At 73.6% G+C, this 25517-nt stretch carries 23 protein-coding genes and 1 pseudogene; 13 read left to right on the top strand and 11 right to left on the bottom strand.

What is annotated here, in order from left to right:
* Positions 1-2: 2 nt before the first annotated feature.
* The 3 genes from AC0ZLC_RS00475 to AC0ZLC_RS00485 all read right to left on the bottom strand — a co-directional run bounded on the left by AC0ZLC_RS00475 (position 3) and on the right by AC0ZLC_RS00485 (position 3184).
* The gene (locus AC0ZLC_RS00475; protein ID WP_476749809.1) at positions 3-674 is read right to left on the bottom strand and encodes a response regulator; all 672 of its coding nucleotides are present in this window, start codon (positions 672-674) and stop codon (positions 3-5) included.
* Positions 675-755: 81 nt separating this feature from the next.
* The gene (locus tag AC0ZLC_RS00480) at positions 756-1796 is read right to left on the bottom strand and encodes a hypothetical protein (RefSeq protein ID WP_476749810.1); all 1041 of its coding nucleotides are present in this window, start codon (positions 1794-1796) and stop codon (positions 756-758) included.
* A 149-nt stretch (positions 1797-1945) separates the two neighbouring features.
* Entirely contained in the window at positions 1946-3184 is a 1239-nt protein-coding gene (locus tag AC0ZLC_RS00485; protein ID WP_476750202.1) for a sensor histidine kinase, read from the bottom strand.
* A 258-nt stretch (positions 3185-3442) separates the two neighbouring features.
* Here AC0ZLC_RS00485 and AC0ZLC_RS00490 point away from each other — a divergent pair, with 258 nt between their 5' ends.
* A complete protein-coding gene (locus AC0ZLC_RS00490; protein WP_476749811.1) occupies positions 3443-3640 on the top strand; it encodes a hypothetical protein in 198 nt (65 codons plus the stop codon).
* Between the two features lie 75 nt (positions 3641-3715).
* On the opposite strand, the gene AC0ZLC_RS00495 is transcribed toward AC0ZLC_RS00490, so the two are convergent.
* Positions 3716-4531, bottom strand: a complete 816-nt coding sequence (locus tag AC0ZLC_RS00495) for an AIM24 family protein (RefSeq protein WP_476750203.1) — start codon at positions 4529-4531, stop codon at positions 3716-3718.
* A gap of 95 nt (positions 4532-4626) precedes the next feature.
* Here AC0ZLC_RS00495 and AC0ZLC_RS00500 point away from each other — a divergent pair, with 95 nt between their 5' ends.
* On the top strand, positions 4627-5400 hold the full coding sequence (locus tag AC0ZLC_RS00500) for an SDR family oxidoreductase (protein ID WP_476749812.1): 774 nt from the start codon (positions 4627-4629) through the stop codon (positions 5398-5400).
* Between the two features lie 639 nt (positions 5401-6039).
* Here the strand turns inward: AC0ZLC_RS00500 and alc are convergent.
* Together alc and allB are read right to left on the bottom strand one after the other, a co-directional pair.
* Positions 6040-7188 (bottom strand): allantoicase, encoded by a 1149-nt coding sequence (alc, locus tag AC0ZLC_RS00505; protein WP_476749813.1) that lies wholly within the window; start codon positions 7186-7188, stop codon positions 6040-6042.
* 63 nt (positions 7189-7251) lie between these two features.
* The gene (gene allB / locus AC0ZLC_RS00510; protein WP_476749814.1) at positions 7252-8589 is read right to left on the bottom strand and encodes an allantoinase AllB; all 1338 of its coding nucleotides are present in this window, start codon (positions 8587-8589) and stop codon (positions 7252-7254) included.
* A gap of 254 nt (positions 8590-8843) precedes the next feature.
* On the opposite strand from allB, the gene AC0ZLC_RS00515 reads away from it, so the two are divergent.
* Positions 8844-9656 (top strand): IclR family transcriptional regulator, encoded by an 813-nt coding sequence (locus tag AC0ZLC_RS00515; protein ID WP_476749815.1) that lies wholly within the window; start codon positions 8844-8846, stop codon positions 9654-9656.
* A gap of 189 nt (positions 9657-9845) precedes the next feature.
* On the opposite strand, the gene AC0ZLC_RS00520 is transcribed toward AC0ZLC_RS00515, so the two are convergent.
* The gene (locus tag AC0ZLC_RS00520; protein WP_476749816.1) at positions 9846-10160 is read right to left on the bottom strand and encodes a DUF5955 family protein; all 315 of its coding nucleotides are present in this window, start codon (positions 10158-10160) and stop codon (positions 9846-9848) included.
* A 211-nt stretch (positions 10161-10371) separates the two neighbouring features.
* On the opposite strand from AC0ZLC_RS00520, the gene AC0ZLC_RS00525 reads away from it, so the two are divergent.
* Positions 10372-10971 carry a nucleotidyltransferase family protein gene (locus AC0ZLC_RS00525; protein ID WP_476749817.1) on the top strand — a complete coding sequence of 200 codons (600 nt, stop codon included), beginning with the start codon at positions 10372-10374 and terminating at the stop codon, positions 10969-10971.
* A 270-nt stretch (positions 10972-11241) separates the two neighbouring features.
* Complete coding sequence (aceB, locus tag AC0ZLC_RS00530; protein ID WP_476749818.1) at positions 11242-12867, top strand: malate synthase A; 1626 nt, start codon at positions 11242-11244, stop codon at positions 12865-12867.
* Positions 12868-12941: 74 nt separating this feature from the next.
* Here aceB and AC0ZLC_RS00535 read toward each other — a convergent pair whose 3' ends face one another.
* Both AC0ZLC_RS00535 and AC0ZLC_RS00540 read right to left on the bottom strand, forming a co-directional pair.
* The gene (locus AC0ZLC_RS00535; protein WP_476749819.1) at positions 12942-13865 is read right to left on the bottom strand and encodes a HipA family kinase; all 924 of its coding nucleotides are present in this window, start codon (positions 13863-13865) and stop codon (positions 12942-12944) included.
* Between the two features lie 40 nt (positions 13866-13905).
* Positions 13906-15471, bottom strand: a complete 1566-nt coding sequence (locus AC0ZLC_RS00540) for an IucA/IucC family protein (RefSeq protein ID WP_476749820.1) — start codon at positions 15469-15471, stop codon at positions 13906-13908.
* 142 nt (positions 15472-15613) lie between these two features.
* On the opposite strand from AC0ZLC_RS00540, the gene AC0ZLC_RS00545 reads away from it, so the two are divergent.
* Genes AC0ZLC_RS00545 through AC0ZLC_RS00555 form a run of 3 tightly spaced genes read left to right on the top strand, consistent with a single transcriptional unit; the run spans position 15614 to position 19244 of the window.
* Positions 15614-17125 (top strand): IucA/IucC family protein, encoded by a 1512-nt coding sequence (locus AC0ZLC_RS00545; RefSeq protein WP_476749821.1) that lies wholly within the window; start codon positions 15614-15616, stop codon positions 17123-17125.
* A gap of 32 nt (positions 17126-17157) precedes the next feature.
* Positions 17158-18423, top strand: a complete 1266-nt coding sequence (locus AC0ZLC_RS00550; RefSeq protein ID WP_476749822.1) for a VWA domain-containing protein — start codon at positions 17158-17160, stop codon at positions 18421-18423.
* Positions 18423-19244: a hypothetical protein gene (locus tag AC0ZLC_RS00555; RefSeq protein WP_476749823.1), complete on the top strand. Its 822-nt coding sequence runs from the start codon at positions 18423-18425 to the stop codon at positions 19242-19244. Before AC0ZLC_RS00550 ends, AC0ZLC_RS00555 begins: the two co-directional genes overlap by 1 nt.
* A gap of 364 nt (positions 19245-19608) precedes the next feature.
* Here the strand turns inward: AC0ZLC_RS00555 and AC0ZLC_RS00560 are convergent, their stop codons facing one another.
* Entirely contained in the window at positions 19609-20241 is a 633-nt protein-coding gene (locus tag AC0ZLC_RS00560; protein ID WP_476749824.1) for a winged helix-turn-helix transcriptional regulator, read from the bottom strand.
* An 86-nt stretch (positions 20242-20327) separates the two neighbouring features.
* On the opposite strand from AC0ZLC_RS00560, the gene AC0ZLC_RS00565 reads away from it, so the two are divergent.
* The 5 genes and pseudogenes from AC0ZLC_RS00565 to AC0ZLC_RS00585 form a co-directional block, all read left to right on the top strand.
* Positions 20328-21536 (top strand): pyridoxal phosphate-dependent aminotransferase, encoded by a 1209-nt coding sequence (locus tag AC0ZLC_RS00565; protein WP_476749825.1) that lies wholly within the window; start codon positions 20328-20330, stop codon positions 21534-21536.
* A gap of 123 nt (positions 21537-21659) precedes the next feature.
* Positions 21660-22259 carry a histidine phosphatase family protein gene (locus AC0ZLC_RS00570; RefSeq protein WP_476749826.1) on the top strand — a complete coding sequence of 200 codons (600 nt, stop codon included), beginning with the start codon at positions 21660-21662 and terminating at the stop codon, positions 22257-22259.
* Positions 22260-22398: 139 nt separating this feature from the next.
* Complete coding sequence (locus AC0ZLC_RS00575; RefSeq protein ID WP_476749827.1) at positions 22399-23043, top strand: hypothetical protein; 645 nt, start codon at positions 22399-22401, stop codon at positions 23041-23043.
* A gap of 133 nt (positions 23044-23176) precedes the next feature.
* Positions 23177-23599 (top strand): acyl-CoA thioesterase, encoded by a 423-nt coding sequence (locus AC0ZLC_RS00580; RefSeq protein WP_476749828.1) that lies wholly within the window; start codon positions 23177-23179, stop codon positions 23597-23599.
* 57 nt (positions 23600-23656) lie between these two features.
* Positions 23657-23746 (top strand): annotated as a pseudogene (locus AC0ZLC_RS00585) (chitosanase); the annotation flags it as partial.
* Positions 23747-23898: 152 nt separating this feature from the next.
* Here the strand turns inward: AC0ZLC_RS00585 and AC0ZLC_RS00590 are convergent.
* Complete coding sequence (locus tag AC0ZLC_RS00590) at positions 23899-25248, bottom strand: nucleobase:cation symporter-2 family protein (protein WP_476750204.1); 1350 nt, start codon at positions 25246-25248, stop codon at positions 23899-23901.
* Positions 25249-25517 lie beyond the last annotated feature (269 nt).

The following is a 25517-nucleotide window of genomic DNA, read 5'->3' on the forward strand; positions in this document are numbered from 1 at the left end:
GGCTAGGGCGTGTCCTCTTCGAGAAGGCCTGCGTCGTACGTCAACAGGGCTATCTGGACGCGGTTGTTGAGACCGAGCTTGGCGAGGATGCGGGAGACGTGCGTCTTGACCGTCGCGACGCTCATGAACAGCTCCGCGGCGATCTCGGCGTTCGAGCCGCCCCTGCCGACCGCGACGGCCACCTCGCGCTCGCGGTCGTTGAGGGCGGCGATCCGGGGGCGGGCGGCCAGCCTGCGGGTGTCGGCGGGCGCTCCGGCCGCGTGTTCCATCAACTGGCGGGTGACGGCGGGCGAGAGCACCGGGTCGCCCGCCGCGACCCGTCGTACCGCCTGGAGGATCTCCGCGGGCGGGGTGTCCTTGAGGACGAACCCGGCCGCGCCCGCACGCAGCGCCCGCAGCACCTGGTCGTCGGCGTGGAAGGTGGTCAGGACGATCACCTGGGGTGCGTCCTTGCGGCCTCGGAGCTGCTCGGTGGCGGCGAGCCCGTCCACCGTCGGCATCCGGATGTCCATGAGGACGACGTCGGGCCGGGTGCGGTCGACGAGCGCGGCGGCCTCGCTGCCGTCGGCGGCCTCACCGACGATCTCGATGTCGTCGGCGCCGCCCATCATGAAGGACAGGCCGGCCCGTACCAGGGGATCGTCGTCGACGAGGAGCAGTCGGATGGCAGTCATGGCCCTACCGTAGTGAGGCCGCCGCGCCCGACCGCACCGGTTCGGCCCGATGCCTCGAAGCCACCCGGCCGCCTCGTCGTCTCAGCCGCGCAGGGCGACACCGTAGCGGGTGCGCAGCCGGTCGATCTCCCACCAGACCACGGCCGTCACGGACGCCGGTCCGCCGAGGAGGGAGCAGACCTTGATCAGGGGCGGGCCGGGCGGCAGTCCTCCCATGATCAGCCCGATGACGGCGAACTCCCACACCAGGACGCCGGTCAGCAGGGCGGGCAGCGCGGCGTGCACGGCCGCCGTGTTGAAGGCGCTCCGCACCGCGGGTCCGGTGGCGAAGACGACGAAGAGCAGCACCCAGAGCATCGGCACCATCAGCACGATCATGGTCCAGCCGGCCGCGTCGGGTCCGGCGACCTGCTGGATGCCGTACGCCACCACGCTGACCATGGGCACCGCGGTGAAGGCCGCGATGTACCAGGCCGCCGACTCTCCCGCGGCCCGCAGCCGCACCCGCATGCTCCGCTTCGCGGCCGGTGAGGCCCAGCGGAAGAGCACCGCCACGACGACGGGCGTACTCAGCAGCAGCAGCCAGGGGGTGACGAGCAGCCGGAGCATGAACTGCTGCTGCACCTTGGCCATGTCCTCCGGCTTGCCGTACGCGACGAGGATGACCACGGACATGAGAGTGGCGAGCCAGGCACGGGTCTTCTGCACCCGCATGATGTCGGCGTCCTCGATGCGGCGGTGACCGCGCGAGGGGAAGATCCGCCGGGCGCTGCGACGGGCCGAACGGGCCACCGGGTAGCCCAGCACCACGGGCAGGAACACGGCCCAGGTGCACGGGATCAGCAGCAGCGACCACGCGCAGCCGCTGATCCTGCCGGCGACCAGCTCCCGCAGCGGGGGCCACTCGTCCTCACGCAGCCGCTGCCATGCGGTCAGGGGCGGCCGCGGCGGGAGGTACGGCGGGTACGGTCCGGGAGGGGGTGGCCATCCGGCCTGTTGCGGGACGTACGGCCCCGGGTGCGGGGGCCACCCTCCCTGCGGCGGCGGGTACGGTCCCGGCCCCGGTGGTGGCTGGTACGGCCCCGGTGGCGGCTGGTACGGATTGTTTCCCCCGAAAGTCACGCTGTGGCCCCTCCCGTTGCGCATGTGCTTGCTGTGGGGACCAAGTCAACTGCCTCACGGGCGCCAGGACATGAGGTTGCGTACCTTGGTCCGGCACGCGCCCCGGAAACACTGCGCGCGCCCCCGCAGGACCGCCGGGCGGGGCGTGGTCAGCTCCAGGGCAGCCAGGCGCGGACCTCGAACGCACCGCCCCCCGCGGCGCCGTGTTCGAGGCGGCCGCCCGCCAGCGTCGCCCGCTCGGTCAGGCCGATGAGCCCCTGTCCGGAACCGGGGACGGGCGGGACGGCCCCCGGGGGCGCGGGGTTGCGTACGGAGACGGTGAGCCCGTCGCCCGGAGCGCCGGCGACGGACACCGTGACCTCCGCGCCGGGGGCGTGCTTGCGGGCGTTCGTCAGCCCCTCCTGGGCGATGCGGTAGGCGGTGCGCCCGATGGATGCGGGGACGCCCGCCGGGTCGGTGACGCGGTGGTCGAGGACGACCCTCATACCGGCGTCGCGCGACTCGGCCACCAGGGCGTCCAGCGCGGCGAGCGTCGGCTGCGGACGCCCGGAGGCGTCACCGCCCTCGCTCGCCCGCAGGACTCCGATGATCTCCCGCAGGTCCTGGAGCGCCTCGTGCGCGCTCTCCCGGATCACCCCGGCGGCCCGCGCGACCTCCTCCCGCGGGGCGTCCGGCCGGAACTCCAGGGCTCCCGCGTGCACGCTGAGCAGCGTCAGCCGGTGGGCGAGCACGTCGTGCATCTCGCGCGCGATGGACTCCCGGGCGAGCCGCTGCGCCTGCTCGGCCCGCAGCTCCGCCTCGGTCTCCGCCCGCCGTGCCCGGTCCCGCAGACTGAGCAGGAGCTGCCGCTTGGACCGTACGAACATGCCCCAGCCGACCACCGAGACGGTCACGAGCACGGTGAGGGCGACCGCGGCGGCGTAGGGCAGGTCGGGATCGGGGCGCAGCCAGAAGAAGAACGGGATGAGGGCCAGTGACGCCCCGCCGACCCAGCCCACGTACGTGAACGGGCGGTGCACCGCGAGGGTGAAGAGGGCGACCATGCCCGCGCCGCCCGCGGTGTTGGAGAACAGTCCCACGGGGATCATCGCCACGGCGAGCCCGAGGGGCCACCGGCGGCGCAGCCAGACCGCCGCGCAGGCCAGCGCCCCGAGCCACTGGTCGGCGACGGCGACGCCGTGCGGGGTGTTGGGGTCGCCGGTCACCGTGTCCGCGGCCAGCAGCCCGATGCCCACGGCCAGCAGGAAGCATCCGAAGTCGACGAGCCAGTCGCGCACCGTACGGCGCGGACGTCCGGACCGTCCGGTGCGGCCGGCTTCCAGTTCGGCGGTCAGGGCGGACGGCAGCAGCCACCGCGGGCCCGGCAGGGGGCGTGGGGCCGGCACCATCCGCTCCGGGGTCCCCTGCGACACGGACGCCGGATCTCTCTCACTCACGGCCGACAAATCTACGCACGGGCGGGTGCCCGCACCCGGTCGCGGGCGTGATCGCCCACCAAAGTCGCCGGGGCTGCGACCTTCGGCGCGTTTCCGCCGGGCGCGGCCATGCTTCGGTCGCGCACGTCCGGCGCGGGTCCCGCCTTCCGTCGCCCGCACCCCGCCCCGCGGCCGATGAAGGCGAGGGGTCCGCGGGGCGAGGATTCGGGGGTGAAACAGATACTGGAGGTTCTCGGCTTCGTCGCCCTGGTGCAGGGCTCCATCGGCCTGGTGCAGGAGGTCACCGGCTTCCTGCACGGCTGGGGCCTCGTGCAGCGGTTCGGTCTCCTCGACGGGTACGAGATCTATGCGAGCGTCGCGCTGCTCGTCCTCTCGTTCGCCCTGTTCGCGGCCGCCGAGAGTCAGTAGCTGCCGTACGCCGGGCGGCCCGGCGCCCGCAACTCATCGGTCGGCCGCGGCACGGCGGCCGGCCTGGGCGGGCGCTCAGCCCGCGTTCGGCGAGAACACCCCTCCCGTCGGGCCCTGCTTGTCGCCGCCCTGCGCCTTCTTCAGCGCGTTGGCGAGGCTCTCGATGGTGAGGGACTGGAGGATGACGCTGCCGTTGCCCTCCAGGGTGGCGAGCGAGAGTCCCTCACCGCCGAAGACGGCGTTCATCAGCCCCTGCCGGTTGAGCCCGCCGATGCGCTGGACGCCGTACTGGATGCCCTCCTCGAAGGCGACGACGCAGCCGGTGTCGACCTCGATGCGGCCGCCGAAATCGGCGGGGTTCAGGTCGATGAAGTTGCCGGCACCGGCGATGATCACCGTCCCCCGGCCGGTGAACTTCTCCAGGACGAAGCCCTCGCCGCCGCTGCGCCCCGTCCGGCCGCCCTGGAAGGCGATCCCGAAGTCCACGGTCGACTCGGCGGCCACGAAGGCGTCCTTCTCGGCGAACCACGCGCGCGTGCCGTCCAGCTCCAGGGCGCGCATCTCGCCCGGCAGCACGCCCGCGAAGCCGACGGTGCCCTCGCCGCCGGTCGAGGTGAAGTACTGGAACGCCAGCGATTCGCCGGCCAGTGCGCGCTGGCCGGCCTGCATGGCGGTCCCCATGGCCTGGCGCAGCATGCCGCCCATGCCGCCGCCCGATCCGGGCTGCTGGGCGCCACCGCCGCCCGAGGGGCCGGAGAGACGGGTCTCCATGGTCACGTTCGTGGTCTTGAAGAGGAACTTCCCGGCCTCGCAGTACACGGTCTGGCCGGGGGTCAGGTTCACGACCGCCATCTGCATGGCGTTGCCGACGATCTCTCGCTGAAGGGTCACGAGGAGGGAACGCACGAAACGGAGGTGAGAGTTCCGCACAGGTCGGTGTCCGTTCGCCGCCAGCACCTGCCCCGCCCGCCCGCTGGGATGGACCCATGACGACAACGACTTCACAGACGACGACCGCGCGGGAGTCCCTGCGCGGCAAGGTGGCCCTGGTGACCGGCGCGAGCCGCGGTATCGGCGCGGCGACGGCGGTGCGGCTCGCCCGGGAGGGCGCGGACGTGGCGATCACCTATGTGCGGGGCAAGGAGGCGGCGGAGGCCGTCGTACGGGAGGTGGAGGCGCTCGGGCGCCGCGGGCTCGCCCTGCGGGCGGACTCCGGGGACGCGGCGGAGGCCGCCGGGGCGGTGGACCTGACCGTGGAGGCGTTCGGGCGGATCGACGTGCTCGTCAACAACGCGGGGGTCGGGGTGCTCGGCCCGCTCGACTCGCTGTCCCTCGCGGACGTCGACCGGGTGCTCGCCGTGAACGTGCGCTCGGCCTTCCTGGCGTCCCGGGCCGCGGCCGCGCGCATGGAGCGCGGCGGGCGGATCATCACCGTCGGCACGTGCATGACGCAGCGGGTGCCCGGGCCGGGCGGCACGCTCTACACGATGAGCAAGTCGGCGCTGGTCGGACTGACGAAGGCGCTCGCCCGGGAGCTGGGCGAGCGGGGTGTCACCGCGAACATCGTCCATCCGGGGCCGGTCGACACCGACATGAACCCGGCGGACGGGCCCATCGCGGCGGGGCAGGTGGCGATGACCGCGCTGGGACGGTTCGGCTCCGCCGGTGAGGTGGCGGCGATGGTGGCGTTCCTCGCCGGGGCCGAGGCCGCCTTCGTCACGGGCGCAGAGTTCTCGGTGGACGGGGGACACGCCGCGTAGGCCGACCCCGGGGGGCCGCTCGATCCAGCCTGGGGGCGTGCCGCTCGGGTTTGACCGGGCCGCGCCGGGTCCGGCCGGAGGCGTGCCGCTCGGCCCGGCTTCGGGTGTGCCGCTCGGTCGGCCAACCCCCGGGAGGCCGCGCCCGGGTCCGGTCGGGGCGTGCCGCTCGGCCCTGTGGGCGTGCCACTCGGCTCGGCCGACCGTCGGGGGCGGCGCCGGGCCCGGCCGCGGGCGTGTTACTCGGCCCGCCCGGCCCCTGGGGCGGGGCCGCTTCAATCTGGCCGGGGGTGCAGCTCGGCTCTATGGACCACCGGGGGCCGCGCCGGGCCCGGCCGGAGCCTGCCGCGCGTCCCCTCCGGGCGTGCACTCGGCCCCGCTCCGGGCGTGCCAATCAGCCCGGCCGGCCCCCACGGGGGGGCGCGCCGAGTCTGGCCGGGGCTTGCCACTTGGCGCAGCCCACCCCCGGGGAGCGACGCCGGGTCCGGCCTGAGCGTGCCGCTCGGCCCCGCTCCAGGCGGGCCGCCCGGCGTGGCTTCGGGCCGGTGGCCAGGGCCGGCTCAAGCAGGGAATCGCCCCGCGCCCATGCCCCTCCCGGTCCGGGGTTCCGCCCTCGCGTGCCGGAGGGCCGGAACGCCGCGGTCAGCCGCCCAGTTCCTGGTGGCGGGTCGTGAGGCCGGTGGTGCCCTTCTCCGTGAGGGAGCCGAAGAGCCGCAGCCGGGAGATGCCGCCGTCGGGAAAGATGTCCACGCGCGCGTGAGTGGCGACGGCCGGCCCGTCGAGGACGAAGCGGTGGTTCGTGTCGGGCTGTAGGCGGGTGCGCGGGAGGATCTCCGTCCACTCGCCCGAGCCGTCCGCGTCGCCAGGGCCGTCGGGGTCGTCGGGGTCGTTCTTCACGGAGACCGAGGCCCAGCCCGCGGAGTTGCCCTTCAGGTACGCCGTGTCGATCTCGATGGCGCGGATCTCCGCCTGCGCGGCCAGCCGGTAGCGGATCCAGTCGTTGCCGTCGTCGCGGCGCCTGCGGGTCTCCCAGCCGTCGTCCATCTTGCGGGAGCGGCCCGGCTGGATGGTGTTGCCGGCGGGCGAGTAGAAGCGGTCGGACGCGTCCTCGACCTGGCCGCCGTTCTCCAGGGCGACGACGTCGAACGCGCCCAGTACGGACAGCCACGCGGGGTCCGGCACGACCTCGCCGTACACCCGCAGGCGGGCGATGCCGCCGTCGGGGTGCTGGTTGACCCGCAGGTGGGTGAAGCGCTGTTCCACGGAGACCGCGAAGCCGTTGGCCGCGTGGCCGCCGACCGGCGTGCGGGGGACGAGCGTCGTCCACTTCACGTCGTCGCCCAGGAGTTCCCCGGGGGACGGGGAACCGGGGACCGAGGTGCCCTCCACCGAGACCGCCTGGGGGTAGTTGCCGCGGAAGTGGGCGGTGTCGACGACGATGCCGCGTACGACACCGGGGGCGCCCAGGCGGACGAGGGCCCAGTCGTGGTCATCGGCGGTCGGCCACGGGTGCCCGGCCGAGGCGCCGCGCCTGCGGCGGGTCTCCCAGCCGTCCATGATCTTGCCCTTGTGCCCGAAGTGCTCGGGGTCGAACTCGGCGGGTCCCGGCACCAGCAGGTTCTCGCGCTCCGCGAAGAACTCGTCGTTGGCGGCGATGACACCGGCGCCCAGCCGGCGGTCGGCGAGGTCGGCGTACTGGGTGAAGGGGAGGTCGGCGGTGCGGTAGTCCGCGTACGGGTCGCCGCCTCCGTAGGGGTTCGCGTCGCCGGTGAAGCCGGTAATCGCCGTCACGATGATCAGGTCTGCCTTTCGGGTCGGGAGTCGGCCGCTGCGGGTGCGGGCGCGCGGAGTCGGTCAGGGGTGCCGGGCGAGGAGCTGCCCGACCGGCTCGGTGAAGCGGCCGTCGGCCACGATGCGTTCGCCGCGCAGCCAGGTGGACTTGACTACGCCGCTGAGGGTCCTGCCCGCGTACGCGGTGACCCGGTTGCGATGCTGGAGCCGGGCGGGGTCCACGGTGAACGTCTCGTCCGGGGCGAGGACGGCGAAGTCGGCGTCGCGGCCCGCCTCGATGGCGCCCTTCTGGCTCAGTCCGGCGAGCCGCGCCGTGCGGGTCGACATCCAGCGGACGACGTCCTCCAGCCCGTGGCCGCGGGTGCGGGCCGCCGTCCACACCGCGGGCAGGCTCAGCTGGAGGCCCGAGATGCCGCCCCACGCGGTGGCGAAGTCGTCGGTCTTGAGGTCGGCCGTGGAGGGCGAGTGGTCGGTGACCACGCAGTCGATGGTGCCGTCGGCGAGCGCCTGCCACAGCAGGTCCTGGTTGGCGGCCTCGCGGATCGGCGGGCAGCACTTGAACTCGCTGGCCCCGTCCGGGACTTCCTCGGCGGTGAGGGTGAGGTAGTGCGGGCAGGTCTCCACGGTGATCCGCACCCCCTCGGCCTTCGCCGCGGCGATCAGCGGCAGGGCGTCGCTGGACGAGAGGTGCAGCACGTGCACGCGCGCGTCGAGCCGCTTCGCCTGCGCGATGAGGTTCCCGATGGCGGTGTCCTCGGCGTCCCGGGGGCGCGAGGCGAGGAAGTCGGCGTACTTGCGGCCGCCCTTCTGCGGGGCCGCGGCGAGGTGGTGCGGATCCTCGGCGTGCACGATGAGGAGCCCGCCGAAGCCGGCGATCTCCGCGAGGGACTGGGCGAGCTGTTCCTGGTCGAGCTCCGGGAACTCGTCCACGCCGGAGGGCGAGAGGAACGCCTTGAAGCCGAAGACGCCCGCGTCGTGCAGGGGCCGCAGGTCCTTGACGTTGTCGGGCAGGGCACCGCCCCAGAAACCGACGTCGATGTGCGCCTTGGGGCGGGCGACGTCCTGCTTGGTGCGCAGGTTGCCGGCCGTGGTGGTCGGCGGGAGGGAGTTGAGCGGCATGTCGACGAGGGTGGTGATGCCGCCGGCGGCCGCGGCGCGCGTCGCGGTCCAGAAACCCTCCCACTCCGTGCGGCCGGGGTCGTTGACGTGCACGTGGGTGTCGACGAGGCCGGGCAGCAGGACGTCGTCGCCGAAGTCCTCCAGCCGGGCGCCCGGCGGCACCTCGGCGTCGTGCGCGCGTACGGCCGTGATCTTCCCGGCGGCGACCGCGACCGAGGCGGCACGCGTCCCCTCCGGCGTGATGACGCGTGTCGAGCGCAGCACCAGTTCGACGTCGGACACCCGGACCCCTCTCTCTGCCGCTGTCCACTTCCGCGTGGCGGAATTCAACGTTCTGTTGAAAGAGTCTTCACTCCCGCTCCCGCGCCGTCAAGGGCCCCCTTCTCCACTCTGCGCCCGGCGCGCCCCACTCTGTACGTTTCCACAAGGCGGAATTAGTATTTCAGGAAGCAGAACGTAGCTACGCACAGCCGGGGAGTCGACCGACCGCCGGGTAGGCTGCGTCCCTGCCTGCCTGCCCTTGAAAGGACCGCGCCGTGCCGACGTCCAGCGCCAGCGACGCCCCCGCACAAGCCGCCGCCAAGTCTTCCGCCGCCAGCGGTGGCGTCCAGTCCCTCGAGCGCGCCTTCGACCTGCTCGAACGGATGGCGGACGCGGGGGGCGAGGTCGGCCTGAGCGAGCTCTCCGCCAGCAGCGGGCTGCCGCTGCCCACCATCCACCGCCTGATGCGCACACTGGTCGCCTGCGGCTATGTGCGCCAGCAGCCCAACCGGCGCTACGCGCTCGGCCCCCGGCTCATCCGCCTCGGCGAGTCCTCGGCGCGGCTCCTCGGCACCTGGGCCCGCCCCCATCTCGCCCGGCTGGTCGAGGAGACCGGGGAGACGGCGAACATGGCGCTGCTCGACGGGGACGAGATCGTCTACGTCGCCCAGGTGCCGTCCAAGCACTCGATGCGGATGTTCACCGAGGTCGGCCGCCGGGTGCTGCCGCACTCCACGGGGGTGGGCAAGGCCCTGCTGGCGCACACGCCCGACGACGAGGTGCGCTCGCTGCTGGCCCGCACCGGCATGCCCGCCGCCACGGAGAAGACGATCACCACGCCGGACGGTTTCCTCGCCGCGCTGGAGGAGGTCCGCCGGATCGGCTACGCGCTCGACGACAACGAGCAGGAGATAGGAGTCCGCTGCCTCGCGGTCTCCGTACCGAACTCCCCCACCGCCGCCGCGATCTCGATCTCGGGCCCGGCAGGCCGCGTCACCGAGGCCGCCACGGAGAAGATCGTCCCCGTGCTCCAGCAGGTGGCGACGGAGCTCTCGGAGGTCCTGGCGAGCTCGGGCCCGCCCGCCTGACCGGATCCCGCCCCCGCCTCCCCACCGCGCCCGCCTCACCGAGCCGGGCACGGTGGCGCGTCCCGGGCACGGTGGCGCGTCCCGGGCGCGGTGGCGCGTCCCGAGGGGTGGTGGCGCGTCCCGGGCGCGGTGGCGCGTCCCGAGGGGTGGGCCTGTCCCGGGGCGCATTCCGGGGCGGCCGGCGCACCCCTACCGCCCCGGCGGCGCCCCGAAGAGTTCCACCGCTCTGCGCACGTCGGCGAGGCCGGCCGCCAGGGCGCTGACCGAGCCGATGGCGCCGGCGATCAGGAGCAGGGCGCGCCGCAGTCGCGGGACCTCGGGAGCGCCGCCGACGGTCAGGGCGGCCAGCGCCGCGAGCTCGTCCTCGGCTATGCAGCGGTCGGGGAACTCGGCGGGAATCGCGGCCAGTTCACGACGCAGTCGCGAGACGGCGGAGTGCAGTTCCGCCACCCTCGGATCCTCGTCACTGCCGGCCACCGGCTTCTGTCCCAGGCTCCGCAACACAGCTCTCCCCCCTCGCACGTCCTTGTGCGACGTCCCGCGTCCCCTCGGCTCCAACTCCCCCCGCGGCACGGGCCGGACGCCGGGGGCGCGGGCCAGTAAACGCCACCCGGCACGGCGGGCGCCACTCCACGGACGGAAATTCGCCGCGCGGACGTCCCGCGCACCGCACGGCTGTGGGGCAGGCCCGCGCGGTGTCGGGTATGCAGGGGGGATGACGGAGAAGAAGGAACAGGTCACGGGCCTGCTGCTGGCGGCCGGGGGCGGACGCCGGCTCGGAGGCCGGCCCAAGGCGTTGCTGTCGCACCGCGGACGCCCGCTGGTCGAACACGCGGTCGGGGTCCTGCGGGCGGGCGGGTGCAGCCGCGTCCACGTGGTGCTGGGCGCGCGGGCCGCCGACGTCCGGGAGCGGGCCGTGCTGGACGGGTGCGTGCTCGTGGACAACCCCGAGTGGGAGGCCGGGATGGGCACGTCGCTGCACGCCGGCCTCGGGTCGCTGGCGGACAGCGGAGCCGGGGCGGCCCTGGTCTCACTGGTCGACCAGCCGGGGATCGGACCTCGGGCGGTGGCCCGGGTCCTCGCCGCGTACGCGTCGCCGGGGACGCTCGCCGCGGCCGCGTACGGCGGTGAGCGCGGCCATCCGGTGCTGTTCGGCGCCGGGCACTGGGCGGGCGTCGCCGCGTCCGCCACCGGGGACCGCGGCGCGCGCGCCTACCTCGCGGCCCACCGGGACGAGATCACGCTCGTCGAGTGCGGCGACGTGGCGCAGGCGTACGACATCGACACCGAGGCGGACCTCGTCCACTTGGAGTGAACGGGGTGGCACCGAGCGCCACCTTCTGTCGACCCGGAGAATCTCGACATCAACAAACCATTGAACTTCCACCATGAGGAAACTAGTATCCACTGCTCAGAAGCGCCCGGCTGTTCCGAGGGCGCCGTCCGCCGCACCCTGGGCCCCTGGCACCCAGTGCCGCGGCGTACGCGCTCCGCACGTGGTTCGCTCGGGTGGTTCAGGAGAAGCCGTACCGCGTGAGAAGCCGCAAACCCCTCGTACGTAGCTCGCTGAAGGAAGTGACAGCTCATGTCCGCACCAGCGCCGTCCCCGCTGGCCATCGTCGACGCCGAGCCCCTGCCCCGGCAGGAGGAGGTCCTCACCGACGCGGCCCTCGCCTTCGTGGCCGAGCTGCACCGGCTGTTCACGCCCCGGCGTGACGACCTCCTGGCCCGCCGCGCGGAGCGCCGCGCCGAGATCGCCCGCACCTCCACGCTCGACTTCCTCCCCGAGACCGCCGCGATCCGCGCGGACGACTCCTGGCAGGTGGCCCCCGCTCCGGCCGCGCTGAACGACCGCCGGGTCGAGATCACCGGCCCCACCGACCGCAAGATGACGATCAACGCCCTCAACTCGGGCGCCCGGATCTGGCTCGCGGACTTCGAGGACGCCTCCGCTCCCACCTGGGAGAACGTGATCCTCGGCCAGCTCAACCTGACCGACGCCTACGAGCGCCGCATCGACTTCACGGACCAGCGCACCGGCAAGTCGTACGCGCTGAAGGACAACGCCGAGCTGGCGACCGTCGTGATGCGTCCGCGCGGCTGGCACCTGAACGAGCGCCATCTCGTGGACGGCGACGGCACGCCCGTCCCCGGCGCGCTCGTCGACTTCGGCCTGTACTTCTTCCACAACGCGCGGCGGCTCCTCGACCTCGGCAAGGGCCCGTACTTCTACCTGCCGAAGACGGAGTCCCACCTGGAGGCGCGCCTGTGGAACGACGTCTTCGTCTTCGCGCAGGACCACATCGGCATCCCGCGGGGCACCGTCCGCGCGACCGTCCTGATCGAGACGATCACGGCGGCGTACGAGATGGAGGAGATCCTCTACGAACTCCGCGACCACGCCTCAGGACTGAACGCGGGCCGCTGGGACTACCTCTTCTCGATCGTCAAGAACTTCCGTGACGGCGGTGCCAAGTTCGTCCTGCCGGACCGCAACGCGGTCACGATGACGGCCCCGTTCATGCGGGCGTACACCGAACTCCTCGTGCGTACCTGCCACAAGCGCGGAGCGCACGCGATCGGCGGCATGGCCGCGTTCATCCCCTCGCGCCGCGACGAGGAGGTCAACAAGGTCGCCTTCGAGAAGGTCAAGGCGGACAAGGACCGTGAGGCGGGCGACGGTTTCGACGGCTCCTGGGTCGCGCACCCCGACCTGGTCCCGATCGCCATGGAGTCCTTCGACAAGGTCCTCGGCGACCGGCCGAACCAGAAGGACCGGCTGCGCGAGGAGGTGTCCGTGGCCGCCGGCGACCTGATCGCGATCGACTCGCTGGACGCCCGGCCCACGTACGACGGCCTGGTCAACGCCGTCCAGGTCGGCATCCGTTACATCGAGGCCTGGCTGCGCGGTCTCGGCGCGGTCGCGATCTTCAACCTGATGGAGGACGCCGCGACCGCGGAGATCTCCCGCTCGCAGATCTGGCAGTGGATCAACGCGGGCGTCGAGTTCGAGAACGGCGAGAAGGCCACTCCCGAGCTGGCCCGCAGGATCGCCGCCGAGGAACTGGCCGCCGTCCGGGCCGAGACCGGTGACGAGGCCTTCGCCGCCGGCAACTGGCAGCAGGCCCACGACCTGCTGCTCCAGGTGTCCCTGGACGAGGACTACGTGGACTTCCTGACCCTGCCGGCGTACGAGCGGCTCGCCGGCTGACTCGCCCGCACGGCACTGCGCCCCCGGTACCGCACAGCACCGGGGGCGCAGTGCCGTGCGGTGAGGTCACGCGGTCAGGGCTTCCTTTCGAGGTGCACGGACCAGTCCTGCTCGGCGGCCGGTTTCCCGTGCAGGTCCGGGACCCGCTTGAGCCAGTCCGGGCGGCCCCGCTGCGTCCTGGCGGCGCGGCGGGCGTCCTCGGCAGCCAGCTGTTCCCGGGTCGGGAAGCCGGTGGGCAGCCAGGCGGCGGAGGCCCGCACGCGGGCGGCGAGATAGCGGACGTAGGCCTCGCGGACCTCCTCCGGACCGGTGAAACCGGGCTCGTCGGCGAGCCAGACGTCCGGCACCTCGGCCGTGACGGTGCGCAGCAGCTCCTCGGTCACCCGGGGGGCGAGCTCGGCGTCGGCCGCCCGCAGGTCCGGCGCGAAGGCGCCGAGCGCGTGGTGGCGGAAGTCGTAGGCCTTCTCCGGCGCCGACGCGTCCCAGCGGTGGTGGAAGACGAGGGCCGCGCCGTGGTCGATCAGCCACAGACGCGGCGGTGCGACGCCGAGCGTGGGCCAGACCATCAGGTTCGAGCTGTGCACCGTCCGGTCGACGTTGACCGTGAGGGCGTCCAGCCAGATCACCCGGCCCGCCTCCAGCGGGTCGACGGGGAACTCCGCGGCGATCTCCGGGGTGAAGTCCCGGCCGCCCGACAGGTAGTCCATGCCGAGATTGAGTCCGGCGCTGGCACGCAGCAGGTCCTGGACCTCCTGGTGCGGCTCGTGCGCGGCGACCGCGGGGTCGAAGTGCGCGAGGACCAGCTCGGGGATCCTGAGGCCGAGGGCGCGGCCCAGCTCCCCGACGATCACCTCGGCGACCAGCGCCTTGCGGCCCTGCGCGGAGCCGGTGAACTTCACGACGTACGTCCCGAGGTCGTCGGCCTCGACGACTCCGGGCACGGAGCCGCCCGCCCGCAGTGGGGTCACGTATCGGACGGCAGTCACTTCGCGCAGCACACGGCAACTGTAGATCAGCCGGTCGCGGGGGCCGCGGGCATTATCCGGGGCCCGGACCGGGGGCGTTCTCCGGCTGGCCGCCGGACGTGTCCCGGGCCAGCGGGTTCGGGAGCGGCAGGTAGCGGGCGTCGGCGCCGTCGGCGCCCGTCCAGCGCAGCAGCAGGTTCGTCTTGCCGGGGAGGGCGGGGGCGGCGAGGAGTTCGCGGATCTCGGGGAGGCCGTGCTCGGTGTCGTAGCGGGTCAGCTCGCTCCGTACGGCGGGCCACGGGTCGGTGCCCGGGTGCCGTTCCGCGAGCAGGGCCGCGAGTTCGGTGAGGTGGTTGACCAGCAGGCAGTACACGAGCCGCTCCCATCCCGCGGCGCGGGACACCTCGCCCAGCAGCTTGACGCCCTCCGCGTCCCGGAACAGGGCCTGCACGGGCATGCCGTCCGCGTCCACGGCGACGAGCGTGTTCTGCAGGTGCGCCTCGAGGACGACGCCGTGGCGTGCGAACGCGTCGAGGACCGGTGGCACGACCTGGCGCAGGTACGCCGCCCACCAGCCGCGGGGGTCCTCGGTCCGGTCGAGGGGGCTGCCGTCGAACCCCTCCACCAGGGCGGCCGCGAGGAGCGGTGTCGCGCCGGGCAGGACGTGCTCGCGCAGTCCGTCGCGGACGAGGACGGCGAGTTCCTCGAAGGCGAAGTCCGCGGTGCGGTAGCCCCGGTCGGACAGCCAGGCGGCGGGCCCGCCCAGGGCGGCGAACGCGGAGGTGACCACCTCGTCCGTGCGGCGCAGTCTCAGCAGGTCGTGGCGCCACAGGCGGCGGATGTCGTTGGTGATGCGCACGTCGAGGCTGAACTTGAGGAAGAGGTCGTCCCCGGGGGCGTACAGCGTGCGCACGGCGGCCGTGGGCCACAGCGGACGGGCGGTGCGGCCGAGGCGCAGGAGCCGGCCGTCCGCGAGGGCGTCCCGGATCTCGGGGCGGGCGGCGACCAGGCCGAGCTGCCAGGGGTGCGCGGGCAGCAGCCGGTAGCCGGCCGGGGCGGTGCCGAGGGTGTCGAGTGCCGCCGGGTCGCCGTCCTCGGCCACCGCGTCCTCACGCACGGCGAGCAGCTCCAGCGGGAACCGGGCGTACGCCTCGGGCGCGTACGGCAGCCAGCCGGCGACCGGACCGCCGCCGCGCGCCTTCGGGGCGGGGTGGTGCGGGTGCCCGGTGACCAGGGACTGCTCGGAGCGCCGGTACAGGTCCTCGGGCGGCTGCGTGCCCGCGCGTGCGGCGAGCAGCGCGGCGACCGCGTCGCGGCTGTCAGTGATCTCGGCGGGCAGTTCGGAGTTGGACAGGCCGGTGAGGCGGCGCAGCTCCTCGGCCGTGAGTTTCACCAGTTCGGCGTGGGTCAGCCGGTGCCAGGCGCCGTTCGTGCGGACCTCGGGGCACGCGGGCCGGCGGGTGCCCCGGACCCGCAGCAGCCGGCCGCCGGCCCGGAGCCGGTACACGCCGGGAGCTCCGGCGGGCTCGGCGGCCTCGCGCAGCAGACAATTGAGCAGCGGCGCGGCGGCATACACGTCGGCCGCCTCCGCCGTGTCGTCCGGGGAGGGCCGGGGGTGCAGGGGATCCACGCCGTCCATTCGTTCCCCACGTTCCGTACGGTGCACTGTTCTCCGGTGATCAGTATGACCGTGTGTGATCAGCGCGCGTGCGCACGGGCGGTCCGTCCGTCGTCCGTCGCCGGTGGTCGCGACGCCGTCCCCGTACCAAAGGAGCCCGACCGTGCACCGTCCCTCCCGGCCCGAGGCCGAGTTCGCCGCCGACCTGGACGCCGTACGCCCCGATCTGTCGGCGCCGTACGCGGCGGGGCTGCCGGGTGCGCGTGCGGCCGTCCTGTCGCGGCTGTGGCGCGCGCTGGTCCATGAGCCGCTGCCGTGGGTCGACGGCCGGGAGCAGGGCCACGACGACGTCACGGTCCGGCTCGCCGACGGGCGCCGGCTGCGGGGTCCGCTCGCCGACCCGTACGCGACCACCGCGTACGCGCCCGAAGTCCGGCTCGACGGGCGGCGGTACGACCGTCCGGACGAGCTGATGGCCGCCCTGGGAGTGGCTCACGGGCAGGACTTCGCCGCCGAACTCGCGCACAGCGTGGCCTCGTTGGCGCTGTCGCGGGCCGGCCTGCCGGCCGCGGACCGGCCCGCGGAGACCGGCTGGGAGTGGGAGCAGCGGGTGGTGGACGGCCACCCGTACCACCCCAACTGCCGTTCCCGGCCCGGATTCTCGGTGGCCGAGCAGCTCGCGTACGGTCCCGAGCACGGGCCGTTGGTGGAGCTGCGGTCGGCGGCCGTGGACGACTGTCTCGTCACCGGCGAGTGGCCGGGCTGGCTGCGGGACGGCGGGCGCGTCCTGATCCCGGTCCATCCCTGGCAGGCGGATCACGTGCTCGACACCCCGAGCCACAAGGGGCCCGTCGCCCATCCGCTGATGTCGCTGCGCACGCTCGCCCTCCCGGACGGGCCGCACATCAAGACCGCCCTGAGCGCGCGGCTGACCTCCTCCGTGCGGGACATCTCGGTCTACTCGATCGCGACGTCCGAGACCGTCTCGGCGTTCATGGAGAGCGTCTCGGCGCGCACGGACGGCCTGCTGGACGTCACCCGCACGCTCGGCGCGGCCACCGCCGGGTCCCCGGACCTGGCCGCCGTGGTGCGCGAGTCCCCCGAGGCGTACGCGCGCGAGGGCGAGCGGGTCGTCCCGGTGGCCGCACTCGCGACCACCGGGCTGCCCCGGTCGGCGGCCTGGCTCGCCGATCTCACCCGGCTCGCGCTGACCGCCTGCCTGCGCCTGCTCGACCTGGGCGTCGCCCTGGAGGCGCACGGCCAGAACCTCCTCGTCGTCCTCTCTCCCGCGGGCGCCCCGCTGCGGCTCGTCTACCGGGATCTCGCCGACATCCGGGTCAGTCCGGCCCGCCTCGCCCGCCACGGCATCCCGGCGCCGGAGCTGTCCGGACGGATCGTCACGGACGACGAGACCGCCCTGCGCCGCAAGCTGTTCGGTTCGCTCGTCGGCGGCGCGCTCGGCGCGACGGCGGGCTCCTCCGCCGTGCTGCGCGAGGCCCTGTCCACCGCCGTACGGGACCTGCCGCGCACCCCGGATCTCGTCGCGCTGCTCGAAGAACCGCTGCCCACCAAGGCGTTGACCCTGATGCGGCTGTCCCCGGACACCTCCGGCGATCTGTGGGCGCGGCTGCCCAACCCGGTCTCCGGCGCGGGCGCCGCCACCCGCTCGTTTTGAAGCGCGGCACCTTTGATCAATAGGATCCGCCGATGATCACAAGACAACGGCTGGCGGCGGGAATCTGCGCCCTGCTCGCCGCCCTGACGGCCGGGGCCGCCTTCCCGGCCACGGCGGCCGCCGGTGAACCGGCGGAGCAGGCCGCTCCCAAGGTCGAACTCGTGCTGGACGTCAGCGGTTCGATGCGGGCCCGGGACATCGACGGCGGGTCGCGGATGGCCGCGGCCAAGCAGGCCTTCAACGAGGTGCTCGACGCCACACCCGAGGAGGTCCGGCTCGGCATACGCACACTCGGCGCCAACTACCGCGGCGACGACCGGAAGACGGGCTGCAAGGACACCGAGCAGCTCTACCCGGTGGGGCCGCTGGACCGGACCGAGGCCAAGACCGCCGTCGCGACGCTCGCGCCGACCGGCTGGACACCGATCGGGCCCGCGCTGCGCAAGGCGGCCACCGACCTGGACGGCGGTGAGGGCACCCGGCGCATCGTCCTCATCAGCGACGGCGAGGACACCTGCCAGCCGCTTGACCCCTGCGAGGTGGCCCGCGAGATCGCCGCCAAGGGCATCGGGCTCACCATCGACACGCTCGGGCTCGTGCCCGACGCCAAGACCCGCGACCAGCTCAGCTGCATCGCGGACGCCACCGGAGGTACGTACACCTCCGTCCGGCACAAGGAGGAACTGTCGGACCGCGTCGGCCAGTTGGTGGAGCGGGCCGCCGACCCGGTGGTGACGCCGGTCGCCGTGGACGGTGCCGACGCCTGCGCGAAGGCGCCGACGCTGAAGTCCGGCCTCTACACCGACCGCGAGGAGTTCGGGCAGCACCGCTGGTACCGCGTGGACGTCGAGCCCGGCAAGGAGCTGCGTGCCTCCGTGAGCGTGGCCGCCGACCGACAGGTCAACCCGGACCACGGCGTGCTGCTGCGCGCGGTGACCGTGCACGGGCGGGAGATCGTCCGCGGCGAGGCGGCGGGCAACGGCCGCACCGACGTGGTGTCGACCGGCCTGCGCTACCCGAAGGCCGAGAGCGACGACGAGGACGCGCCCGCCGAGGCCGTGTGCCTCCAGGTGTCCCACTCCTTCTCGGCCGCCGGTGGCGTGAAGACCTCGCCCGGCCTGCCCCTCGAGCTGACGGTCGACGTCGTCGACGGGCCCGACGGAGCGGACGACGTGGCCGCCTTCGGGCTCGGGCGCGGCTGGTGGCTGCTCGGCGCCCTGGTGCTCACCGGCTTCCTCGCGGGTGTGCTGTGGGGCTGGATCTCCCGCTGGCGGGTCGCGGTCTGGAGGACCAACTGATGCGTATCGCACGTGTATTGACCGCGGCACTGTTCATGCTCGGCGTCGCCGTGGCCCCGGCGCTCGCCGACTCCACGCCCTCGGCGAGCCCGTCGGCCGACGGTGACGCGCCCACGGAGGCCGGTACGTCGTTCCGTACGGCGACCGAGATCGACCAGGGTCAGGAGGCCACGGCCGGCGGGTCCACCGGCGACTACCTGTACTGGTCGTACCCGGCGGACGCCGGACAGCGGCCCACCGTGAAGGCGACGGTGAAGCTGCCCGAGGCGTCCACCCGGCACGCCGCCCAGACCTGGCAGATCGACGTGTACGACGGGCTGCGGCGCCGGCAGGCGTGCCAGTACGGGGCGCAGACGCGCACGGCCGCGCGGGACGCGGCGACGGTGGAGCTGTCGTGCACCCTGCGCACGGTCCGTGCCTGGTCCGAGACGTGGGCCAACGACCCGCTGCCCGGCACGTACTACGTCCGGCTGACCGTCCTGGACCTCCAGGTGTCCGACCTGGGGCTCCCGGTCGACGCGGAGGTCCGGGTCGACGGCAAGGACATCGGCGGTTCCGCCGCGGTGGACGGGTCGCTGGGCCGGCCGCTCGTCCCGGGGATCGCGACGGCGTCCGAGGGGTCCGGCGACGCGGAGGACTCCGACTCGCCGGCGGCCGTGCTGTCGTCGATCGAGCCCGACGACGGGTGGGCCTCCGGCTGGTGGACCGACCGGTGGGCGTGGACCGCGGCCGGGGGCGTCCTCGCGGCGCTCGCCGGGGTCGGCGGGTACACGCTGACGCGCGGCTCGGGCCGGCCGTCCCGGGTGCCCCCGGGCGCCTGAACACCGGAGCCTCCCCGCAGGAGACACCAGGCCCGCCGCGCCCCTGGGTGCGGCGGGCCTGCGTACGTCCGCGGGCCTGCGTACGTCCGCGGGCCTGCGTACGTCCGTGGGCCTGAGTACGTCCGCGGGCCTCCGTACGTCCGCGGTCCCCGGCCCGGTCCTGTAGCCCGGCGACCCTGTGGCTCGGTGACCCGGTGGCTCTGTGGCCCGGCGGTCCTGTAGCCCGGCGGCCCTCCGGTCTGTAGCCCTGTAGCCCTGTGGTCCTGCGGCCCGGCGGCCCTTTGGCCTGTAGCCCGGCGGGCCGCCGGCCCGGCGGCCCCACGCGAAGCCTGCCGCGCGGCGCGCGGGGAAGGCCCCCTCGGTGTCACTCGCCCCGCAGGGCCTTGGCCAGCGTGCCCTCGCCCGCGACCTCGACCCGGCCGTCGCGTACCGCCTGGCGGAGCGTCAGTTCGCCCCGGCTCAGGGCGGTGCACGTCGGCGCGTCGAGGGTGAGCCCGGTGTCGGGCTCCGCGGGCGCGGGCCCCTCCCCGTACACCGGGCCCTCCCCGGCTCCCACCCGGACGTGGAACTCCCCCTCGTCCAGGCGGACTTGGACGAGCCCGTCACCCTCACCCGCGAGGCAGCGCAGCAGTGGCAGCGCGAACCAGTGGGCGCGGACCGCGTCCGTGGGCCGGCGCTCCTGGAGAGCGGGCGCGCCCCACTCCCCGAGCGCCTGCAGCACGGGGAGCAACTGCCCTCCACGCGCGGTGAGTTCGTACACGTACGCCGCACTCGGCGGCGGCAGCCGGCGCCTCGCCGTCAGCCCGTCGCGCTCCATGTCCTTGAGCCGGGAGGCCAGGACGTCCGTGCTGACGCCCGGCAGATCCGCGTGCAGATCGGTGTAACGGCGCGGCCCGGCCAGCAGTTCACGGACGATCAGGAGGGTCCAGCGGTCACCGACGACATCGAGGGCCCGGGCAGCGGAACAGTACTGGTCGTAGCTTCGGCGAGGTGACATGCGACGCAGTCTAGACATGTTGTTGGACTTTCCAAGCACCTACTTGGTAAAACCAAGCAACACCACAACACGGAGGTGCGCACCGCATGGAGTTCCGGCAGTCGAGCAAGCTCAGCGAGGTCTGTTACGAGATCCGTGGCCCGGTGATCGAGCACGCCAACGCCCTGGAGGAGGCAGGCCACAGCGTGCTGCGCCTCAACACCGGCAACCCCGCGCTCTTCGGCTTCGAGGCGCCGGAGGAGATCGTCCAGGACATGATCCGGATGCTCCCCCAGGCGCACGGCTACACCGACTCGCGCGGCATCCTCTCCGCCCGCCGCGCGGTCGCCCAGCGCTACCAGGAGCGGGGGCTGGACGTCGGCGTGGACGACGTCTTCCTCGGCAACGGCGTCTCCGAGCTGGTCTCCATGGCGGTCCAGGCCCTGCTGGAGGACGGCGACGAAGTCCTCATCCCCGCCCCGGACTTCCCGCTCTGGACGGCCGTGACGACCCTCGCCGGCGGCACGGCGGTGCACTACCTGTGCGACGAGCAGGCCGACTGGTACCCCGACCTCGCCGACCTGGAGTCGAAGATCACCGACCGCACCCGGGCCGTCGTGATCATCAATCCGAACAACCCCACCGGCGCCGTCTACCCGAAGGAGATCGTCGAAGGCATCCTCGACCTGGCCCGCCGCAACGGCCTGATGGTGTTCGCGGACGAGATCTACGACCAGATCCTGTACGACGACGCCGTGCACCACAGCGCGGCGGCCCTCGCGCCGGACCTGGTGGTCCTCACCTTCTGCGGTCTGTCGAAGACCTACCGCGTCGCCGGGTTCCGCTCCGGCTGGCTGGTCGTCACCGGGCCCAGGCAGCACGCGCGCAGTTATCTGGAGGGGCTGACGATGCTCGCCTCCATGCGGCTGTGCGCCAACGCGCCCGCGCAGTACGCCATCCAGGCCGCGCTCGGCGGCCGCCAGTCCATCCACGAGCTGACGGCACCCGGCGGCCGACTGCGCGAACAGCGCGACCGCGCCTGGGAGAAGCTCAACGAGATCCCGGGCGTCTCCTGCGTCAAGCCGAAGGGCGCGCTGTACGCCTTCCCGCGCCTCGACCCCGAGGTGCACCGGATCCACGACGACGAGAAGTTCGTCCTCGACCTGCTGCTGCGCGAGAAGATCCAGGTCGTCCAGGGCACCGGCTTCAACTGGCCCCGACCCGACCACTTCCGCATCCTCACCCTGCCGCACGCCGACGACCTGGACGCGGCGATCAGCCGCATCGGGCGCTTCCTGAGCGGCTATCGCCAGTAGCGCGCCGCGGTCACCGGGCGCGGAGGTTCCCGTCCGTGCCGAGCCGCCGTCTGGCGGAGCCGCTGCTGCGCGCCGCCGGGGCCGGTGGCACCGTACGGGGAGAGCGACGGGAAGGTGCGGGCGATGGGTGATGTGCTTCTCGTGCGGCACGGTGAGACCGAGTGGGCGCTCACCGGCCGGCACACCGGCCGGACGGACGTCACGCTGACCGAGAAGGGCCGCGAGCAGGCGCGCGTCGTCGCGCCCCTCATCGGCTCGCACCGCATCGGCACCGCGTTCGTCAGCCCCCTGCGCCGGGCCCGGGAGACGGCGGAACTCGCGGGGCTCGACGACGTACGGATCGACGCCGACCTGTGCGAGTGGGACTACGGCGGCTACGAGGGCATGACGACCGTCGAGATCCAGCGCACCCGGCCCGGCTGGTTCCTCTTCCGGGACGGGGTGACACCGGGACCGCCGGAACGCCCCGGCGAGAGTCCCGAGCAGGTCGGGGAGCGTGCCGACCGGATGCTCGCCAAGGTGGACGCGGCGCTCGCCAACACGGAGGGCAGTGTCGTGCTGGTCGCCCACGGGCACTTCCTGCGGGTCCTCACCGCGCGGCGCCTCGGGCTGCCGCCGTCGGGCGGTGCGCTGTTCCTGCTGGCCACCGGAACCGTCTGCCGGCTCAGCACGGAGCACGGGCGCCCGGTCGTCGCGAGCTGGAATGTCAGACCCCCCTCGTAGTCTTCGGGAGTGCCGGTGCCCGCGCGTGCCGGTGACAGGGTTCCGTGCCCGTGCGGGCCGGTGACAGAGTTCGGTGCCCGCGAGGGCCGGTGACGTCGACAGTGCCGGGCCCGGGCCGGCCGAGGGGAGGGAGCGCGCCGTGACTCGACCGCCGACCGCCGCCCAGCGGCGCGTCATAGGCGCCGCGGACCCCGTGACGGGGCGGCTGCGGGGCACGGAGACCCAGCTCGCCGCGCTGGTGAAGCGAGGGCTCGCCTTTCGGCACCCGAGACCGCCGCACGACCACTTCCTGACGCCCGCCGGTCATCGGGTGCGCGAGAAGGAGCCCGCGCCCGGGGAGACGCCCGCCGTCCCCGTCGCGGCCCCCTCCGTCGCTGGCGCCTCCGGGGTCTTCGCCGCGCGGATCGGCGGCGAGGAGGACGCCGCACCGGGCCCTGCGCGCGCCCGTGAGGTGCACAGTGCCTGGCAGGGGCTCCTGGAGCTGCGCCGGATGACCGGTCCGGGCGGCGCCACCGACCGGCCCTGCGGCTGGGAACGCGCGCATCTGGTGCAGGCCGCCGCGCTGGCCCTGGAGGCCGCGGGCCACCCCCCGGACGGCGCGGCGGGCCCCGGCTACCGGGTCCGGGCCACTCCGCAGCCGGAGGCCGTCGCGGTGCGCGATCCGGACCCCGGGCGGCTGCGGTCCTGCGCGGCCACCCTGGAGGGGGCGGGCTGGCAGGTCAGCACGCACACGGAGCCGCGCACGCGGGAGCAGTACGTACTGGCCTCACCGCGGCGCGCGTGAGGCCGGCACGGTGGCGCCAGGTGTGACTCCCGGGCCGCGGAATGGCCCGTGGGACGGGGAAGTTGTGGTCTGTGAGACCCGGGCACAGGCGTTCGCCCACCCGGGTGCGTCCGACCGTCGTGAAGGGGAAGTCGTGGCAGAGCCGTTTTCCGTGGGAGTGACCGTCCGCGGGTACGAGACCGACGTGCAGGGACACCTCAATCAGAGCGTGTACCTCCAGTACGCCGAGCACGCCCGGTGGTCCCTGCTCCAGGCGGCCGGGATCCGGCAGACCGATCTGATGGCCGAAGGTGTGGGGCCGGTCGCGCTGGAGACGACCATCCGCTATCTGCGGGAGCTGCGCGCCGGGGACGAGACCGAGGTGACGTGCGTCTTCGTCTGGGGCGAGGGCAAGACGTTCCGGATCGAGCAGACGATCCGCAGGCTGGACGGTACGGTGGCCGCCGAACTGACCGGGGTCGGCGGACTGATGGACCTCACGAAGCGCAAACTGGTCGCCGACCCGCGCGCGTACTTCCGCACCCTGGCCGACGACCCCGCCCGGTTCGGCTTCTGACCGACCCGGGCGCGCGCCCGCCCGGCGTCTGCGTCACGGTCACGCTCTCCCGGCGCGGCGCAGCGGGACTTCCTGCACAAGCGCAACCTGGACCTCGACCCGCCGCTGGACTGGAAGGTCCACGGGGACAGCTTCCACATCGGCTGACCGTCCGCCCGGGGCGACGGGACGGCCGGCGACGAGGATCCCGCCTTCGGCCTCGACGAGGGGCCAGGACGGCACAGGGCGCGGCACACCCGACGTGCCGCGTCCTCCGTGTGCCCCGACGTGCTTCGAGGTTCCGTGTGCCGGTGCCGTCGTCAGTGGGCCGGGACCGTCTTGCCGGCCCGTCCCCCGCCGAGCTCCTCACCGGCCTCCATCGGGTGGGTGACGTCCTCCGCGTCAGCGTTCCTGCCGAGGTGGTTGAAGACCAGGTTGAGGACCACGGCCGCCACACATCCGGTCGAGATCCCCGAGTCAAGGACGATCTTCGCCGTTTCCGGGAAGGCGTGGTAGAACTCCGGCGCGGTGATCGGGATGATGCCGACGGCCAGCGACACGGCGACGATCAGGACGTTGTTGTCCTTCTCGAGGCCGGCCCGTACCAGGGTCTGGATGCCGCTCGCGGCGACCGAGCCGAACAGGACGATGCCCGCGCCGCCGAGCACCGGCCGGGGCACGCCCGCGATGAGCGAGGCGGCCATCGGACACAGGCCCATCAGCACCAGGAAACCGCCGCCGGTGGCGACGACGTACCGGCTGCGGACCTTCGTCATGGCGACGAGTCCGATGTTCTGTGCGAAGGCGCTGCACATGAAACCGTTGAAGAGGGGGCTGAGCGCCGAACCGAGGGTGTCGGCGCGCAGACCCGCCGCGATGGTCTTCTCGTCGGCCGGCCGCTCGACGATCTCACCCAGCGCCAGCATGTCCGCGGTGGACTCGGTCATCGAGACCACCATCACCACGCACAGCGAGAGGATCGCGGCGACCTGGAACTGCGGGGCACCGAAGTGGAACGGGGTCGGGAAGCCGACCACGTCCGCGTCGGCGACCGGCCCGAAGTCCGTGACGCCGAACGGGATCGCGACGAGCGTGCCCAGCACCAGGCCGAGCAGGACGGCGATCTGCTTGACGAAGCCCCGCGTGAAGCGGCGCAGCAGCAGCACCATGGCGAGGGTCGCGGCCGCGAGGCCGAGGTAGGTCGTCGAGCCGTAGTCGTGGGCCGTCGGGTCGGGCCCCTGGGCCCAGCCGAAGGCGACGGGCAGCAGGGATATCCCGATCAGCGTGATCACCGTGCCGGTGACGACGGGCGGGAAGAAGCGGACCGCTTTGCAGAACACCGGCGCGGCCAGGAAGCCGAGGAGGCCCGCGACGATGACCGCGCCGAAGATGATCGGCAGGGCGTCGCGCTTGTCGTCGGTGGAGGCGACGACCGCGGTCATCGGTGCGACGCCGGCGAAGGTGACGCCGTTGACGAACGGCAGCCGGGCGCCGATCTTCCAGATGCCGAGCGTCTGGAGAAGGGTGGCGAGTCCCGCGGTGAACAGGCACGCGCCGGTCAGGAAGGTCAGCTCGGTGGCGGACAGGCCGACCGCCGCTCCGACGATCAGGGGTGGGGCGACCACTCCCGCGTACATGGCGGCCACGTGCTGGAGGCCGCTGGTCGCCATCTTCAGGGGCGGGAGCTTCTCGTCAACCGGATGCGTCGGCTGACCAGTGGGGACTGCATCGGTGCTGGGCGCGGGCTGGGCGGCCACGGCGGCTCCTCCGGTCGGTTACGCGTCCGCCACGGCGGCGACGCGGGTATCAGGGAGGTGATGCGCGGTCGTGCGGGACCGGGACGATACGTCGGGGAGAGGGGACTCCCCGGCGTTGGCCGTCGCGAGGCTCCGGTTCACCGGCGGCTTCGCGACGGAGACCGTTCCGGGGAGCGCACGTC

It is taken from the genome of Streptomyces sp. GLSS-08 (genome assembly GCF_056387915.1).